Below are 14,946 nucleotides of genomic sequence, written 5' to 3'. Positions count from 1 at the left end.
CCGCAAGGTCAAGGACGAACGCTACGACCGAGCCCCCCCCGCACTGCGCTTTTACAGAGAGACAGCCCATGAACATCCCCACCAGCAGCGTCACCGTCCTCGGCGAGTGCGTCGCCGACGCCTTCACCGACCCCGCCCTGTCCAGCCCCGCCGATCTCGCCCTGCGTGTCCTGCCCGGTGGCGGCCCCGCCAACACCGCCGTTGCCCTCGCCCGACTCGGCACCCCCACTCGCTTCCTCGCCCGGATCTCCAACGACGTCTTCGGCACCCTCTTCCGCAACCGCCTCAGCGCCTCCGGCGTCGACCTGAGCGGCAGCGTGGCCGCCCCCGAGCCCAGCACCCTGGCCATCGCCGACCTCGACGAGACCCGCCAGGCCACCTACTCCTTCTTCGCCGACGGCGCCGCCGACTGGCAGTGGACCGCCGACGAACTGTCCGACACCGTGCCGGGCGAAACCGTCGCCGTGCACACCGGCTCCCTGGCGCTGATACGCCGCCCCGGAGGCAGCCACATCGAGGACTACCTCGCCAAGGCGCGCGAGCACGCCACCGTGTCCATCGACCCCAACGTCCGCCCACTCCTCGTACCGCCCGCCGCCTACCACCAGCGGCTCCACCACTGGTGCGCCGTGGCCGACATCCTCCGCCTCAGCGAAGACGACCTCAGCTTGCTCCTCCCCGGGGCCAGCCCCGAACAGGCCTGCGATACCTGGCACGCGGCCGGCGCGCGCCTCGTCGTCATCACCCTCGGCGGACGCGGCGCCCTCGCCTCCCTCGACGGCGCACGCGTCACCGTCCCGGCCCCGACCGTCGACGTCATCGACACCGTCGGCGCCGGAGACGCCTTCACTGCCGGCCTGCTGCACCGCCTCACCGCACTCGGACACCTTGGCGGCCGACTCGACGCCCTGACCCTCGAAGGCACCACCGACGCCTGCTCCTTCGCCGCCCGCGTCGCCGCCCTCACCTGCTCCGTCCCCGGCGCAGACCCACCCTGGGCAGAACGTTTGGCGTCCCGGCCCGCCCAGAACCCGGGCGCACGAGAGCACATCCACAGCACATGAGGGGTCTGTAAAGTTAACGGCCCTGGCTCACATTCGGTGGTGACGGAGAGTGCTGGTTCGTCGTTGACATGACGTGCGGAACGTCAACGAGCTTGTAGATGTGGTGTTTTCGGGGCTGTCGCCGCTGGTCATCGAGGACGTGACCGACGGGGTCGAGCGGATTCTGGTGCGGGCTCGGACACCGGCGGACTCGGTGCCGTGTCCGGGTTGTGGAGCGCCGTCTGGCCGTGTGCATGGCTATCACCTGCGGACGGTGGCCGATGTGTCGGTGGACGGGCGGCGGGTGGTGGTCCGCGTGCGGGTGCGGCGTCTGGTGTGTCCCACGCGCGGCTGCCGCCACACCTTCCGCGAGCAGGTGCCCGGAGTGCTGGAGCGATACCAGCGCCGCACAACCCGTCTGACCAGGCACGTCAAAGCAGTGGTCAAGGAGTTAGCGGGCCGGGCCGGGGCACGTTTGCTGGCGATACTCGCGATGGGCCTGTCTCGTCACACGGCACTGCGCACCCTGTTGCGTATTCCGTTGCCCGCCGGGCGGGTGCCCCGCGTGATCGGCGTCGACGATTTCGCTCTGCGCCGGCGGCACCGCTATGCCACCGCGGTGATCGACGCCGAGACCCATGAGCGGATCGACGTGCTGCCCGACCGCACGGCCGACACCCTGGAGACATGGCTGCGCGAGCATCCGGGCGTCGAGGTCGTGTGCCGTGACGGCTCCGCGACCTACGCCGAGGCCATCCGCCGCGCCCTGCCCGACGCAGTGCAAGTCGGTGACCGCTGGCATTTGTGGCACAACCTGTGCGAAGCCGCCCTGAGCGAGGTGAAGGCGCACAGCAACTGCTGGGCCACCGTGCTGGACGCGCCCCTGTACGCTGTCTCGGCTTCAGTTTTCTTCCCTGGCCCCCCTGCGGCCGACACCCCCGCGCATTTGAGGCTGTAAGGGCTGCACCCCACGACGAGATCGGCGTCCCCGCCACCCTTCCCGCTTCCGCGCTGGCCGAACTGGGGACGGGCCGACTTGGAACAAGGGTGACGCGACTGACCACGCCCGTGTCCGCGCCGCTGGCGCTGCTGTGCGACGTCCGTGCCTCTGCACGGAGCTGACGTGGCCCCCCTGGCGCGGAAGGCGTATGTCAGGAGCCGCCGCTGACGCCACACTCGAACGCGGCCCGTCGTGACCTGCCCCCACGTCGGCGGTGAGTACCAGGACGCGCGGTCGGTGCGCCGGGTCCGTACGAGAGCAGCGATGTCGTCGTCGGTCATGGGGGCCAGTTCTACCGGTCCGGCAGCGGCTCGCCCGGCGCCCGAACCGGTCAGCCACCCGTCCGGCGCCTTCATGCGCCACGTCATGGGCCCGGCGGGTGGTGGAGGAGCGCGGACGGGGCGGCGACACGGGGACGATGTGGCTGGTCAGCGGGCGAGTATGTGGCCGTCGTGGGGGCGGTGGTCGCGGGAGCGGCGCAGGTCGGTGGTGACGTACGTGCGTTGCAGCCAGCGGTCTGCCCCGTCGTATCGGGGGTGGAAGGCGGTGCGGCCGTGGACGGTGACGCGGTTGTCGATGACGACGAGGTCTCCGGGTGTCAGGCGCAGAGTGCGGGCGGTCGCCTCGCAGGCGCGGCCGAATTCGGCCAGTGCCGCTGCGGCCCGAGGGGTGAGCGGGGTGGTGACGAGTTGTGCCATGCGTATGTCGGGATCCTCGACCGCTCCCGACAGCACCGGTCGGGGCTCGGCATCGGACTCGGGCGCGGCGGCGTCGGGGCCGAAGGAGGGTGGTGGTGTGGTGATGAACTCCGGTGCGAACAGGGCCTGGCGGCCGGCTGGGGTGACGAGCGGCAGCGCTTGGCGGATGCCGGCGACGCGCATGCCCGCGATCCGGTCGTGGTCGGCGCGCAGGCACAGGAAGATCACATAGTCGGGTGGGTGGGGGTGGAAGCCGTTCTCGGTGTGGAAGGAAAGCGGCACCGATCCGGCGTTGCCGTGGAAGGTCTCCTGCCCGGGCACGGGCACGACGTCCTGCACGAGGGCGCCGGATTTCTCCGCCAGGTAGGCGAGGGGCTCGCCGAGCCCGCAGGCCACCATGGTGAGCACGGCCGCCGAGATGGTGGCCCGGCGCTGGACCGAGCCGGGTACGGTCGGTGTCGCGGGCAGGGCCGCCTGATCGACGGGCAGGCCGCCGATCACCAAGGTGCCGTGCGGGCCGGAATGCCTTCGGAACCGGCGCACCTCACGGCGCAGCGGTAGCGGAAGGTCCTCCCAGGCGTCCCGGGCCCCTGCCACCCACTCGGGGCTGTCTACCTGGTCGTGCCCGCGGGTGCACAGGGTGCGGGCCAGCCGCTCGCACGCGCCGGCAACGGCCGGATCCAGTTTCCGGTCTGCTGCGAGGACGGTGCTTCGGGTGGTGTCGGGCATCGGGGTCTCCTGCCGGGGGCGTGGGCGGCGGACGCGCGGACTCACGAGTGCCGCAGGCCGGCCACGGCGTCGGCGATGTAATGGTCCCCGAATCGGATCAGCGAGGCGTACTGGGCCGCGCGGCGATGCCGCATCAGCCGTAGTTCGGCGACCGCGTTGTCGGGGCCTTCGGGCTTCTGAGCGATGGAACGACGCAGGTGCACCATCGAGTACGCGAGGGTGACGTGCCGTTCACCGTCCACGATGTCGGCTTCCAGGAGAGCACCCCGTGCCTCGGCCAGCTCCGGGGCGCGGGCCGCCAAGTGCTCGTAGGAGTCGGGCACCACGGACAGCAGGTCCTTCATCGCCGCCCGGAACAGCTTGTATCCGCGATGCTGGCGCCCGCTCAACGGGATGTCCACCGACGGAGGCGCCATGGTGTGGCGTATCGCCTCCATGTAGTAGTCGGCCGGGATCGTACTGGCGTGGGTCATCGCCGCCGGGAAGCCGCGCACATACGCCGTCGCATCGGCCAGCCGCGTCAGCGCGGCATCGCCGTCGCCGTGCCGCAGATGGCCGGTGGCGTCGGCCACGGCGACCGCGGCGCAGACGTTGAACAGGACATGGACCTGGTGACCGATGAGCCACCGAGCACTCCACACACTCTCCAACGACGATCCCGCACCGGCCTCCGGGACGGCAATCGGCGGGACGGAGTCATGGACTGCGCCGGGCGCTGCGCCACTGAGATCGAGCACCGACTGCCGCATCCCGGCCACCTCCAGCGCCAGGTCGGAACCCGACAGCGGAGCATCACACAGATCTTCCAGACCGCGGTGGACGACCAGGACGCCGTGCAGGGCAGCCTGCTGATCCGACAGCTCTCCCTCACGGACCCGGAAGTACGACTGACTGGTCGACTCCGCCGGCAGTGCCTCACCGACCACGGCCGGAGCCAGATCCGACAGCGCGGCCGCCAACTCACCGGCGGCCGTGGCAGCTTGCCGCAGCGCGAGGGTGCGCTCGACAGGTCTGCCATGGGTCGGCACCGCGGCCAGTACGCGCGCGGTCCGCTTCGCCTCGGCATCGACCCGTGGGCCCAACACCGGGACGGGCCGCCCGCCTCGGGGCTCTCGGAAGACAGCGACAGCAGGATGACCGGCAACCGGTGATAAGCCCATGGTTGAAGTATTTCGCCACGCACACTCCACACGAAACCTGATCTGCAAGCCAATTCCTGTGTGGTGCAACGGAGTTGGCCTCGATGGCCGCCGGTAGCGGCTTCGGATGGGCTTACAGCGCCCAGGCTGCGATGAGGTTCTGCACCGGGTCGCCGTCCTCACGGGCGAGGTAGAGGGCACGTGCGCTGACCCAGAGGACGGTCGGGCCGACGTGTTCCGAGTAGCGCTTCAGCATCGCGTCGAAGAAGTCGGCCGGGGTGTCGTGCGCGGCCAGGGCGGCCTCGGCGTCGTCGAGCACCGATGCGGGAACGATCTCCGGCCCGCCCACCGCCCCGATGACCCATTTCGCCCACCCGTGCATACCGGGCGCACCCTGCGGTGCTGCCGAGGCGAGCACCACGCGCCGTGCGAGCGAGGGCCGGATCAGCGCGATCTCCTGGGCCACGAAGGAGCCCAGGGAGAAGCCGAGAACGTCGACCTGAGCCAGGTCCAGGGCGTCGGTGAACGCGATGGCGTCCAACGCCATCTGCGCAATCGTGCTGGGCGTCCTGCCGCTGGACCGGCCGACGCCGGTGTTGTCGAAAGCGATGACGCGCCGGCTCTGGGCCAGGGCGTCGACCAGGGCGGGATCCCAGTTGTCGAGGTTGCCTCGGAAGTGCATGAGCAGGACCAGCGGCACACCGCCCTCGCCGACCTCGCGGTACGCGTACTCGATGTCGTTGGCGGCAGACACCGTCGTGATGGGCGCCTGTGCGTAGGACCGCGTCATAGGAGTCTCCCTTCAGGCCTGCCCTGCAGGGGTCGTGATCGGCGCTCGGGCGGGCAGGAGCTGGTCGCGGGGTCGTAGGCCGCTGAACCTCATCAAGGTATAGCGATCGCTATACTTATGGGTATGGGGGCAACGACGTCAATCAGCGGGGCGGTCCGCGGCGGGCGCGGTGCGCGTGAGCGCATCCTGCGGGCGGCGGAGGAGCTCTTCTACACGCGCGGCATCCACGCCACCGGGGTGGCGGCGCTCATCGAGGCCGCGCACGTCTCGCCCCGCACCTTCTATGCGCACTTCCCGACCAAGAACGCGCTGGTGGAGGAGTATCTCCGCCGGTTCGAATCTGAGACGCCCATCGCCGCCGAAGCGGAGCTGGAGCGCGACGACCTCTCCCCGGCCCAGCGACTGCTGGCGATCTTCAACCCCCTTGAGGGGGATCCGTCGGCGCTCGTTCGCGGGTGTCCCTTCCACAACGCCGTCATCGAGGGCGCCGGAGAACTCCCGGAGGTCGCCCGCCTTGCGCAACTACACAAGCACGCCTTCCGCGATCGCCTCGTGGCCACAGCCGCAGAGGCCGGAGCGGCCGACCCGGAGGCCCTTGGCAGGCAGCTCGCCGTGGTCTTCGAAGGCGCCAATGCGCTGGCAGCCTCCTGCAACGACGCGCAGGTGTTCACAGATGCCCGGCGGGCCGCCAAGACGCTCCTGGACATCGCTTTGAACGCTGTGCCCGGAGGGTGAACGTTCCGGGACCCCGGTGGATGCTCGCGCTTGCCGTACCGGGCCCGTCCGCAACCTCCCGAGGCAATCGATTGAATTATCGTGGCGCGGAACCCGGCGCGGTGCCGTGCGTGGCCCATTCGCCCAGGTCAGAGGCTTACCGGGTGCCCTGGAACGCCCCGGCCACCACGGGGATGAGCATTCGTTCCACGCGCTCGGCGGGCTCGGCGCCCAGCTCGGCCCCGATGGGCGCCAGTGCGAGCCAGTTCAGCATCCCGGCCGCACAGCGGACGCGGAAGACGAGCTCCCGCTCGTCGACCTCGGGAAGGTGCACCGCCAGCACCCGCACCGCCTGCCGTCGGGCCTGCTCGAACTTCCCGGCCAGCCTCTCCCACCCCTCGGGCGGATCGATCCCCACCCGCGCCACGGTCCGTATCACGGCCAGATCCCGCCCCCCGGTCACGAGCGCGCTCACCATCGGCCGCGCGAAGGCCTCGGCCAACTCGCTCAGCGTCGCGTCCCCCGCCAGAGCGTCGAGCTCCCGGATCTGCGCGTCCAGGTACCGCTCCAGCGCGTGCTCGATCGCCACGTCGCACAGCGCCTTCAGCGATCCGAAGTGGTAACTCACCGCGGCGACGTTGGCTCCGGCGTTCTGGGTGATCTCGCGGAGGGTCACCCCGTCCTGCCCCCGCCGTGCGAGCAGCTCGAGAGCAGCCGACAGCAGATCGTCCCGCGTTCGCTGACCGGCCTCGCGGCGAAGGTCCGTTTTCTCTTGCCTCACAATAGAACTCAAGCGACCGCTTGACTTCATTGTCAAGCGGTCGCCTGAACCGGACTTCCGGCAACTTGAAGCGAGCCGGCCGCCGAATCTTGTCCGCACTGTCCGCACTGTCCGCACGGCTCCGCCAGACCCCCGGATCGAGTCGCGGTCTAGCATGAAAGCCAAGGCTTCATCTCCAGGCCCGCGCCGCCGCAGCGGCAGGGAGGCCGGCATGGCGTTCGACACGACTGGTTTCCAGCAGGCCGACGGCGGCCGCTACATACCAATCCCCGAACACGGCCTGATCGGCGATCTTCGTACGGCCGCCCTGGTCGGTACGAACGGCACCATCGACTGGTACTGCTGCCCGCGCTTCGACGCGCCCAGCGTCTTCGGGTCCATCCTCGACGCCGACCGGGGCGGCTCGTTCGAGCTGGCCGCCGACGTCCAGACACGCACCAGGCAGTTCTACTTCCCCGACACGAACGTCCTGATCACGCGGTTCTTCGCGGCGGACGGCGTGGCCGAGATACAGGACTTCATGCCCGTGGTCGACGACTCGCGCGAGGCGGCCCGGCACCGGCTGATCCGGCGGGTGATGTGCGTCCGCGGAACCCTCCCGTTCAGGGCGCGGATCGCCCCACGCTTCGGCTACGGCGCCGAAGCGCACACCACGCACCTCGAAGGCCACGTGGCGGTGTTCCGATCCCCGTCACTGACGCTCGCGCTGAACGCCACCGCACCTCTGGAGAGCGACGGCCTGGACGTGTGGTCGCACTTCAAGCTCCTGGAGGGCGAGTCCCACGTGTTCGCCCTCGACCAGATCGGTGACGATGTCCCGCCCCGGGCGTGCCCGCGCGCCGAGGCGCAGGAGCAGGCCGAGGCGACCGTCCGGTTCTGGCGTCACTGGCTGGCCGGTTCGCGCTACCACGGGCGGTGGCGGGAGATGGTGAACCGATCCGCTCTCGTGCTCAAGCTGCTCACCTACGCGCCGACCGGTGCGATCGTCGCCGCACCGACCACCAGCCTGCCCGAGCAGATCGGCGGCGAGCGCAACTGGGACTACCGTTACGTCTGGGTCCGCGACGCCGCCTTCTGCGTCTACGCGATGCTGCGCCTGGGGTTCACCTCGGAGGCCGAGGCATTCATGGGGTTTCTCTCCGAGCGGGGCATCCTGCGGGGCACGGGGGAGAGCGGCCCGTTGCAGATCATGTACGGGATCGACGGGCGCAGCGAGCTGCCCGAGTACGAGCTGTCGCACCTGGAGGGCTACCTCGGCTCCGCACCGGTCCGGGTCGGCAACGCCGCCACCGGCCAGCTCCAGCTGGACATCTACGGTGCGCTGATCGACTCGATCTACCTGTACGACAAGTGGGGGCAGCCGATCAGCAGTGACCGCTGGGACGAGGTCGGTGCCGTGGTGGACTGGCTGTGCGAGCACTGGGACCAGCCCGACGAGGGAATCTGGGAGACCCGCGCGGGCCGGCGGAACTACGTGTACTCACGGCTGATGTGCTGGGTGGCACTGGAGCGCGCGATGCGCATGGCGAACCGCCGCGGTCTGCCGGCGGACCTGCCCCGCTGGCGGGAGTCCCGGGACGCGATCTACCGGCAGATCATGCGGCGCGGCTGGTCGGCCGAGCGAGGGGCGTTCGTCCAGGGGCTGGACGACCACGTGCTGGACGCCTCGCTGCTGATGATGCCGATGGCCAAGTTCATCTCGCCCACCGACCCCAAGTGGCTCTCCACCCTGGACGCCCTCACCGCCGACCTGGTCTCCGACTCCCTGGTCTATCGCTACGACCCGACCGCCAGCCCCGACGGCCTGCACGGCCCCGAGGGCACCTTCTCGATCTGCTCCTTCTGGTACGTGGAGGCACTGGCCCGCGCGGGCCGGCTGGAGGAGGCCCGGCTCGCTTTCGAGAAGATGCTCACCTACGCCAACCACCTCGGTCTGTTCGCCGAGGAGATCGGCCCGACCGGCGAACAACTCGGCAACTTCCCCCAGGCCTTCACCCACCTCTCGCTGATCAGCGCCGCCTTCAACCTCGACCGCGCACTCGGCTGACGCGGCATCACCGTCGGGACGGAGGTGCCCGAAGTGTTGCTGCTGGGCACAGGCTGACAGGAGTTCGACATGAGCGAAGCACTCGACCGGAACGCGAAGACCATCGCAGAGTTCCGAGCGAACGAGGGCAGGGTCAGCGGGGTCTTCGAGGGCGCTCCGCTGGTCATCGTCCATCACCGCGGCCGCAAGAGCGGGCAGGAGCACGTCAGCCCGATGATGTACCTCCCGCACGACACCGCGCCGGACATCGTCTACGTCTTCGCATCCAAGGGCGGAGCACCCACCAACCCGGATTGGTACCGCAACCTGACCGCCGCCGGTGAGGGCACCGTCGAACGCGGCACCGAGACCTACCAGGTGACCGTCCGCGAACTGGCCGGCGCCGAACGCGACCGCATCTACGCCGAGCAAGCGCGGCGTTATCCCGGCTTTGCCGAGTACGCACGCCAGACCGCCGGAATCCGCACCATTCCCGTGCTCGAACTCCGGCGGGCGTAGCCCACGCCGCCGGCAGCTTCAGCTTCAGCAAGCCGAAGGAGAGGGATCATGCCCAAGGCGGTCAGGTACGACGAGTTCGGCGGGATCGACGTGTTGCGGGTCGACGAGGTGGAACGCCCGGTGCCCGGGGACGGGCAGGTCCTCGTACGCGTGAAAGCGGCCGGCATCAACCCCAGTGAGGCGGTCATCCGCACGGGGGCGTTGGCGGACCTGTTCCCGTCGACGTTCCCGTCCGGGCAGGGCAGCGACCTCGCCGGGGTCATCGAGGAGGCCGGCGCGGGGGTCGCCGGTTTCTCGCCCGGCGACGAGGTGATCGGATTCAGCCAGAGGCGGGCCTCCCAGGCCGAGCTGGTCCTGGTCGAGGCCGGTGACCTCACGCGCAAGCCGGAGAAGGTCTCGTGGGAGGTGGCCGGCAGCCTGTACGTCGTCGGCGTGACCGCATGGGGGGCGGTACACGCCGTCCGGCCCGAGGAGGGCGAGACCGTCGTCGGCTCCGGGGGGAACGGCGACAGCTATCGCGAGATCCTTCGCCGCGCCGGTCTGCCCGGCCTGGAGGCCACCGCCACATGGGGGCCCGGCGACACGGACGAGAGGATCTCCAGTTACGGCTACGGCGCCGTCTTCGCCGAGGTGTCGGTCGATCCGCTCCTCGGGCTCGTCCGGATCCGCCGGATGTTCGCGGCCTACGACGTGGGCCGCGTGGTCAGCCCCAAACTGGCCCACAGCCAGGCCATCGGAGGGATGGTGGGCGGGATCGGGATGGCCCTGCTGGAGGGCACGGTCACGGACCACCGTGACGGCCGGATCGTCAACGCGGTCCTGGCCGACTACCTGGTCCCGGTCAACGCCGACGTCCCCGAACTGGACGCCGCGTTCATCGACACCGAGGACCCCCTGGCGGATCCCATCGGGGTCAAGGGGCTGGGGGAGATCACCATCGTGGGCGTCCCGGCCGCCATCGGGAACGCGGTGTTCAACGCCACCGGCAAACGTCTGACGGACCTGCCCATCAGGCTGGAGGCGCTGCTCTGAGCGGCGGCCGGTGGCCTGCCGGTGTGTCGGTCGCGCCGCCCCATTCACTTCGGTCTACGGTGGGGTCCAAGATCCCCGGCCTCGAGTCCGAGCGAGCGGGGAGCCGCCACCGAGCCCGGGCAGCAGTCGGCCGTGACCGAACACAGTCCTTCCGATAGGAACCCTGCGAGCGATCCGCGCGAGCCGGAGCCGCAGCAGGCGGAGTACGACGAGACCCGCTGGCCGATGGCCGGAGCCGTCATCGTTTCCGCGGTGCTGACCCTGCTCCTGCCCGACGACTTGCGTCTGGGGCCCCGATGGGCGCTTCCCCTCGCCGAAGGGCTGCTCCTGGTGGCGCTGATCTCGGGCGACCCCGTTCGGATCAGCCGCCGCTCTGCTGCGTTGCGCGCAGCGTCGATCGCCCTGGTCACCGTGCTGGCGTGCGGCGCCATCTGGTCAACGGTCCGGCTGATCGACGATCTCATCCACGGCGGGAACGAGACCAACTCCGCCAGTGCCCTCCTGCTGGCCGGCGGCAGCGTCTGGGCCTCCACCATCCTCGCGTTCTCCCTGCTGTACTTCGAACTCGACAGCGGCGGGCCGGCCGCCCGGGCCCACCACATGCCCCCGACTCCCGCACTCGCCTTCCCCCAACAGCTCAGCCCCGGCGAACTGAACGCCTCGCGCTGGCGTCCCCGCTACGTCGACTACCTCTACCTCGGGTTCACCAATTCCACCGCATTGAGCCCTACCGACGCCATGCCACTCGCCCCCTGGGCCAAGATCGCCATGATGCTCCAGGCCATCGTCTCCCTGGTCATCCTGGGACTCGTCATCGCCCGGGCCGTCAACGTCCTCGCCTGACACAGCACCACTGTGAGCCGGCCACCCGGGCCCAAGACGACTGTGCTGGAAAGCGTCCTTGAACGCTTTCCAGCACATCGTCGTCACGCGAGATTCGTCACCGGGGCGACGTCACTTGCCGTAGTACGCGTTGTGGATCGTCAGCGTCGACATGTTGCCCTGCTTGTCCGCGACATCGGCGAGGAACGAGATCGCCTTGTCCTTCGCCGGGTTCCGTACGGAGATCTTGCCGTTCTCGACCTTCACGCGCTGCCAGGTCTTCCCGTCGTCATAGCTCACGGAGACGGTGAGCGACTTGAGGTTCTTCCCGGCCGCCGAGCCCTGCACGGCCACCGGGACCTGGACCGACTTGCCCCCCGGGGCGCGCGAGGCGAGGTCGACGGGCACCGCGAAGCGGACCGTGGACACCGGCAGCGCCGTGGTGGCCGCGACCTGCTTGGAGCGGAACGTGAAGCTGGTGTCGATGCGGGTGGAGGCCGCGGCGACCTTCGCCGAGCGCTCGACGGAGGTCGTCAGCCGGTACTCGGCGTCGGTGGAGTCGACCGTGAAGGGCTTCTCGCCGCTCAGCGGGTCGTCGTTCTCGCCGACCTTGACGCCGTTGCGGTACAGCGTCGAGGTGGCCGAGGTGTACGCCGAGAACCCCATGTGGCCCTTGCCGTCGGCGAACAGCGGCAGGGCGCCGACGAGCTGCTGCTCGCCCGTGGCCGGGTCGGGAGCGGTGCGGAAGACGCCCGTCTTCTCGCCCAGAAGCGGGCCGAAGACGCCGGTGTTGAACGTCTCCTGGTACGTCTTGCCGGCCTCGTAGCGCTTCGGCTCGGCCATCTCGTAGGCGCCGTCGAAGGCCGGGTAGCCCCGCTCGTCGGGCTCGCCCAGCTGATCGGACTTGGTCAGCCACTTGACGCCGTCGGCAACGGAGACGTGGAAGGTGCGCGTTCCCGGCGTCGCCTGCGGCGCCGAGAACCCGTTGCCCTCCGGCGCACCCGGCAGATGGGCGAACGGGGAGGTGAGAGTGGTCTTCCCGGGAGCCGAGGCACCGACACCCACCTTGAGCGTCGCCAGCTCGTTCGCCTTCACGTGCTTGGTGTAGCCGGTCGCGACGTTCTGCGTCTTGCCGCCGAAGGCCACCGAGTACTGCGTGGTGGCGTCCTTGAGGAAGTGCGCGTCCCAGGTCTGCAGGAGAGAGCCGTCGGTGACGGCCGGACCCATGTGGGCGGTGCGGAAGCCGGTGAAACCGCTGAGGACCCAGCCGTTGCCGACATGGCCGGTGTCGGTCGCGCGCTGGTAGTACGCCCCGCCGAAGTCCGCCTTGTCGAGGCCGGGCACGGTGATGTCCACCGGCTTGGCGGTGCGCGCGTCGGAGATGACCGTGGTGTCGCCGGACATGTCCAGCTTCGGCTGGGCGAGCCAGTCGGTGCCCTTGGTGAGGTCCGACGGGTCCTGGTAGACGGCCGTGTTGAGCATGTACGAGCCCTTGGGCACACGGATCTTGTGCGTGCCCGGCTCGTTGTCGATGCGGGCCTGGAAGCCCTTGCCGGGCCCTGCGAAGCCGATCAGGTCGCTGGAGAAGTTCCGGGCGTCGGTGCCATCGCGGTCGATGGCCCTGAGCGTGAGGTCGTAGGACTCCGCCTCGCGGACGGCCGCCGCGGCCGTGCGTACGGACTGGCCCGCGCCGGTGGCGGTGACGTAGCCCGAGTAGGTGCCGTCCGCGTCGCCGATCCTGGTGTCGGCGGTCAGGTCGACTTCGGCCCTGCCGCCGGCGGGCACGGTCACCTTGGTCGCGCCGAGCGCGAAGAACCCGGCCGGGGCCGGCTTGCCCGCCGGGTCCAGCGCGGACACCGACAGGTCAAGGGTGACGTCGCTGGTCCCGAGGTTGCGGTAACCGACCTTCTTGGTGAGGGGCTGGTCGTCGGCGTGCGGCCACTGTGCGACGCCGAAGCTCAGCGAGACCGGATCGGCGATCACGCTCTGGGCCAGCGCCCTGTCGACCTGGATGCGGCCCGAGCCCTGCTGGAAGACGGTGTAGTCGCCGCCCTTGGCGGACGCGGTCAGCACGCCCTTGAGCTCGGCCGACTTCCAGCCCGGATGCTGCTGCTTCAGGATCGCCGCCGCGCCCGCCACGTGCGGGGTGGCCATGGAGGTGCCGTCGATCTGCAGGTAGCCGGGGGCCGGGTGAGGTGTACCGGGGCGGATGTCGATCGCGCTGCCGGCGGCGGCCGCCGCGGCGATGGCGACGCCGGGCGCGGTCACGTCCGGCTTGACGGCGCCGTCGCCGGTGCGCGGGCCGATGCTGGAGAAGGGCGCCAGCTTGTCGTCCTTGTCGACGGCGCCGACGGTCAGCGCGGCGTCCGCGCTGCCCGGCGAGCCCACCGTCGAGTCGCCGCCCTCGCCCGCGTTGCCCGCCGCGACGGCGAACAGGATCCCCTTCTCGGCGGACAGCCTGTCGACCGTCGCCTCCATCGGGTCGACGCCGGGGGAGTCCGGGCTGCCGAGGCTGAGGTTGATCACGTCCGCGCCCTCGGAGGCGGCCCACTCCATGCCCGCGATGATGCCGGAGTCGTCCCCGTATCCGTTGTCGTTCAGCACCTTGCCGCTGATGACCGTGGCGCCGGGGGCGACACCCTTGTACCTGCCGCCCGACTTGGCGCCGGTACCGGCGGCGATCGAGGCGACGTGCGTGCCGTGTCCGACGCGGTCCGCGGTGTCGGGAGAGGCGGAGAAGTTCTTCTCGCCGACGACCTGGGTCCTGAGGTCGTCGTGGGTCTTGTCGACGCCGGTGTCGAGGACGGCGATCTTGACGCCCTTGCCGTCGTACCCGGCCTCCCACGCCTGGTCGGCGCCGATCTGCTTGACGCTGCGGTCCAGGCTCGCTCGGCGCACCCCGTCCAGCCACACCTTGCCGATGCCGGAGGCGGTGGCGCGCATGCCGCTCGTCTGCGGGTTGGTCAGCGCCTCCCACACCTTGGTCACGTCGTCCTGCGACGTACGGATGGCATCGGCGTTGATGCTGGGGAACGTGCGCCGCAGCTCGGTTTCACCGGCGGAACGCACCTCGGCCCGTGCGGCACCGGCACCCTCGTCGTACTGCACGATCAGCTTGAGCCCGTCCCGGTGGCTCTCGCGCAGCAGCGGGTTGGTGAGCTCGTTGACGTCGAAGAGACGCTGGTCCAACTTGCCTGCGGCGATGAGGCGTTGCGCGTCGGTGGGCACCACCAGCGTGTGGTCCTTGGTGCGCTGCACCTGTACGGGTATGCGCTCACGGCCCTTGGCGGACTCGAAGCCCACCATCTGGCCCTTGGCGCCGACGACCACACGGTCGCCCGTGATGAGCTGGATCCGCTGGTTGCCGTCGAAATGTGGGGTGTCCGGTGTGGCCGTCGTGGTCGTCGTGGACGCGGCGATGGCCGCCGCGGGGCCGGTCATGCCTGCCACGAGGGCCACTGAAGTGGCCGCTGCGACGGCGAAGCCGCGTGCTCTGTGCACGTGTGCGCGCAAGTCTCCCCCAGGAGCTTGGGATGAAGTCGAGTGGTCATTGGCAGCCAGGGACGCAAAGGCGCCCGCCGCCGGTCAGCGCAGTATGTGAGGTGGGGGAGACGTGATCAACGGCGCGACGGGAGTGGGGGATTGAGTCGCAT

General features: G+C 70.1%; 11 protein-coding genes and 2 pseudogenes. 8 read left to right on the top strand and 5 right to left on the bottom strand.

Going from position 1 to position 14,946, the window contains the following annotated elements; genetic code table 11:
• Positions 1–68 precede the first annotated feature (68 nt).
• The gene (locus OHA89_RS07375) at positions 69–1,064 is read left to right on the top strand and encodes a carbohydrate kinase (protein ID WP_266613691.1); all 996 of its coding nucleotides are present in this window, start codon (positions 69–71) and stop codon (positions 1,062–1,064) included.
• Between the two features lie 103 nt (positions 1,065–1,167).
• A pseudogene (locus tag OHA89_RS07370) lies at positions 1,168–1,932 on the top strand (ISL3 family transposase); the annotation flags it as partial.
• Positions 1,933–2,471: 539 nt separating this feature from the next.
• Here OHA89_RS07370 and OHA89_RS07365 read toward each other — a convergent pair.
• From OHA89_RS07365 to OHA89_RS07355, 3 genes are all read right to left on the bottom strand, one after another.
• Positions 2,472–3,470: a TauD/TfdA family dioxygenase gene (locus OHA89_RS07365; protein WP_406365716.1), complete on the bottom strand. Its 999-nt coding sequence runs from the start codon at positions 3,468–3,470 to the stop codon at positions 2,472–2,474.
• Between the two features lie 41 nt (positions 3,471–3,511).
• Positions 3,512–4,429, bottom strand: coding sequence for a hypothetical protein (locus OHA89_RS07360; protein ID WP_406365715.1), 918 nt, complete (start codon positions 4,427–4,429; stop codon positions 3,512–3,514).
• 313 nt (positions 4,430–4,742) lie between these two features.
• Complete coding sequence (locus OHA89_RS07355) at positions 4,743–5,399, bottom strand: alpha/beta fold hydrolase (protein ID WP_406365714.1); 657 nt, start codon at positions 5,397–5,399, stop codon at positions 4,743–4,745.
• A gap of 123 nt (positions 5,400–5,522) precedes the next feature.
• Here OHA89_RS07355 and OHA89_RS07350 point away from each other — a divergent pair, with 123 nt between their 5' ends.
• The gene (locus tag OHA89_RS07350) at positions 5,523–6,134 is read left to right on the top strand and encodes a TetR/AcrR family transcriptional regulator (protein ID WP_266613684.1); all 612 of its coding nucleotides are present in this window, start codon (positions 5,523–5,525) and stop codon (positions 6,132–6,134) included.
• Between the two features lie 136 nt (positions 6,135–6,270).
• Here OHA89_RS07350 and OHA89_RS07345 read toward each other — a convergent pair whose 3' ends face one another.
• A complete protein-coding gene (locus OHA89_RS07345) occupies positions 6,271–6,894 on the bottom strand; it encodes a TetR/AcrR family transcriptional regulator (protein ID WP_266613682.1) in 624 nt (207 codons plus the stop codon).
• A 211-nt stretch (positions 6,895–7,105) separates the two neighbouring features.
• On the opposite strand from OHA89_RS07345, the gene OHA89_RS07340 reads away from it, so the two are divergent.
• The 5 genes and pseudogenes from OHA89_RS07340 to OHA89_RS07320 all read left to right on the top strand — a co-directional run bounded on the left by OHA89_RS07340 (position 7,106) and on the right by OHA89_RS07320 (position 11,314).
• The gene (locus OHA89_RS07340) at positions 7,106–8,941 is read left to right on the top strand and encodes a glycoside hydrolase family 15 protein (RefSeq protein WP_266613680.1); all 1,836 of its coding nucleotides are present in this window, start codon (positions 7,106–7,108) and stop codon (positions 8,939–8,941) included.
• A 69-nt stretch (positions 8,942–9,010) separates the two neighbouring features.
• Positions 9,011–9,439: a nitroreductase family deazaflavin-dependent oxidoreductase gene (locus OHA89_RS07335; protein ID WP_406365713.1), complete on the top strand. Its 429-nt coding sequence runs from the start codon at positions 9,011–9,013 to the stop codon at positions 9,437–9,439.
• Between the two features lie 48 nt (positions 9,440–9,487).
• Positions 9,488–9,742, top strand: a pseudogene (locus tag OHA89_RS07330) (alcohol dehydrogenase catalytic domain-containing protein); the annotation flags it as partial.
• 6 nt (positions 9,743–9,748) lie between these two features.
• Entirely contained in the window at positions 9,749–10,471 is a 723-nt protein-coding gene (locus OHA89_RS07325; protein WP_406368433.1) for a molybdopterin cofactor-binding domain-containing protein, read from the top strand.
• 132 nt (positions 10,472–10,603) lie between these two features.
• Positions 10,604–11,314 (top strand): hypothetical protein, encoded by a 711-nt coding sequence (locus OHA89_RS07320; RefSeq protein ID WP_406365711.1) that lies wholly within the window; start codon positions 10,604–10,606, stop codon positions 11,312–11,314.
• Between the two features lie 111 nt (positions 11,315–11,425).
• On the opposite strand, the gene OHA89_RS07315 is transcribed toward OHA89_RS07320, so the two are convergent.
• Complete coding sequence (locus tag OHA89_RS07315) at positions 11,426–14,734, bottom strand: S8 family peptidase (protein WP_406368431.1); 3,309 nt, start codon at positions 14,732–14,734, stop codon at positions 11,426–11,428.
• Positions 14,735–14,946 lie beyond the last annotated feature (212 nt).

It is taken from the genome of Streptomyces sp. NBC_01546, from assembly GCF_045208355.1.
Taxonomy (GTDB): domain Bacteria; phylum Actinomycetota; class Actinomycetes; order Streptomycetales; family Streptomycetaceae; genus Streptomyces.
The sequence above is the reverse complement of the archived record's forward strand: the minus strand, read 5'-3'. Positions and strand labels throughout refer to the sequence as shown.

Coding starts and splice junctions, on each gene's coding strand:
- OHA89_RS07340 (WP_266613680.1), top strand. CDS start 7,106: ATGGCGTTCGACACGACTGGTTTCCAGCAGGCCGACGGCGGCCGCTAC.
- OHA89_RS07315 (WP_406368431.1), bottom strand. CDS start 14,734: ATGACCGGCCCCGCGGCGGCCATCGCCGCGTCCACGACGACCACGACG.
- OHA89_RS07335 (WP_406365713.1), top strand. CDS start 9,011: ATGAGCGAAGCACTCGACCGGAACGCGAAGACCATCGCAGAGTTCCGA.
- OHA89_RS07355 (WP_406365714.1), bottom strand. CDS start 5,399: ATGACGCGGTCCTACGCACAGGCGCCCATCACGACGGTGTCTGCCGCC.
- OHA89_RS07350 (WP_266613684.1), top strand. CDS start 5,523: ATGGGGGCAACGACGTCAATCAGCGGGGCGGTCCGCGGCGGGCGCGGT.
- OHA89_RS07375 (WP_266613691.1), top strand. CDS start 69: ATGAACATCCCCACCAGCAGCGTCACCGTCCTCGGCGAGTGCGTCGCC.
- OHA89_RS07365 (WP_406365716.1), bottom strand. CDS start 3,470: ATGCCCGACACCACCCGAAGCACCGTCCTCGCAGCAGACCGGAAACTG.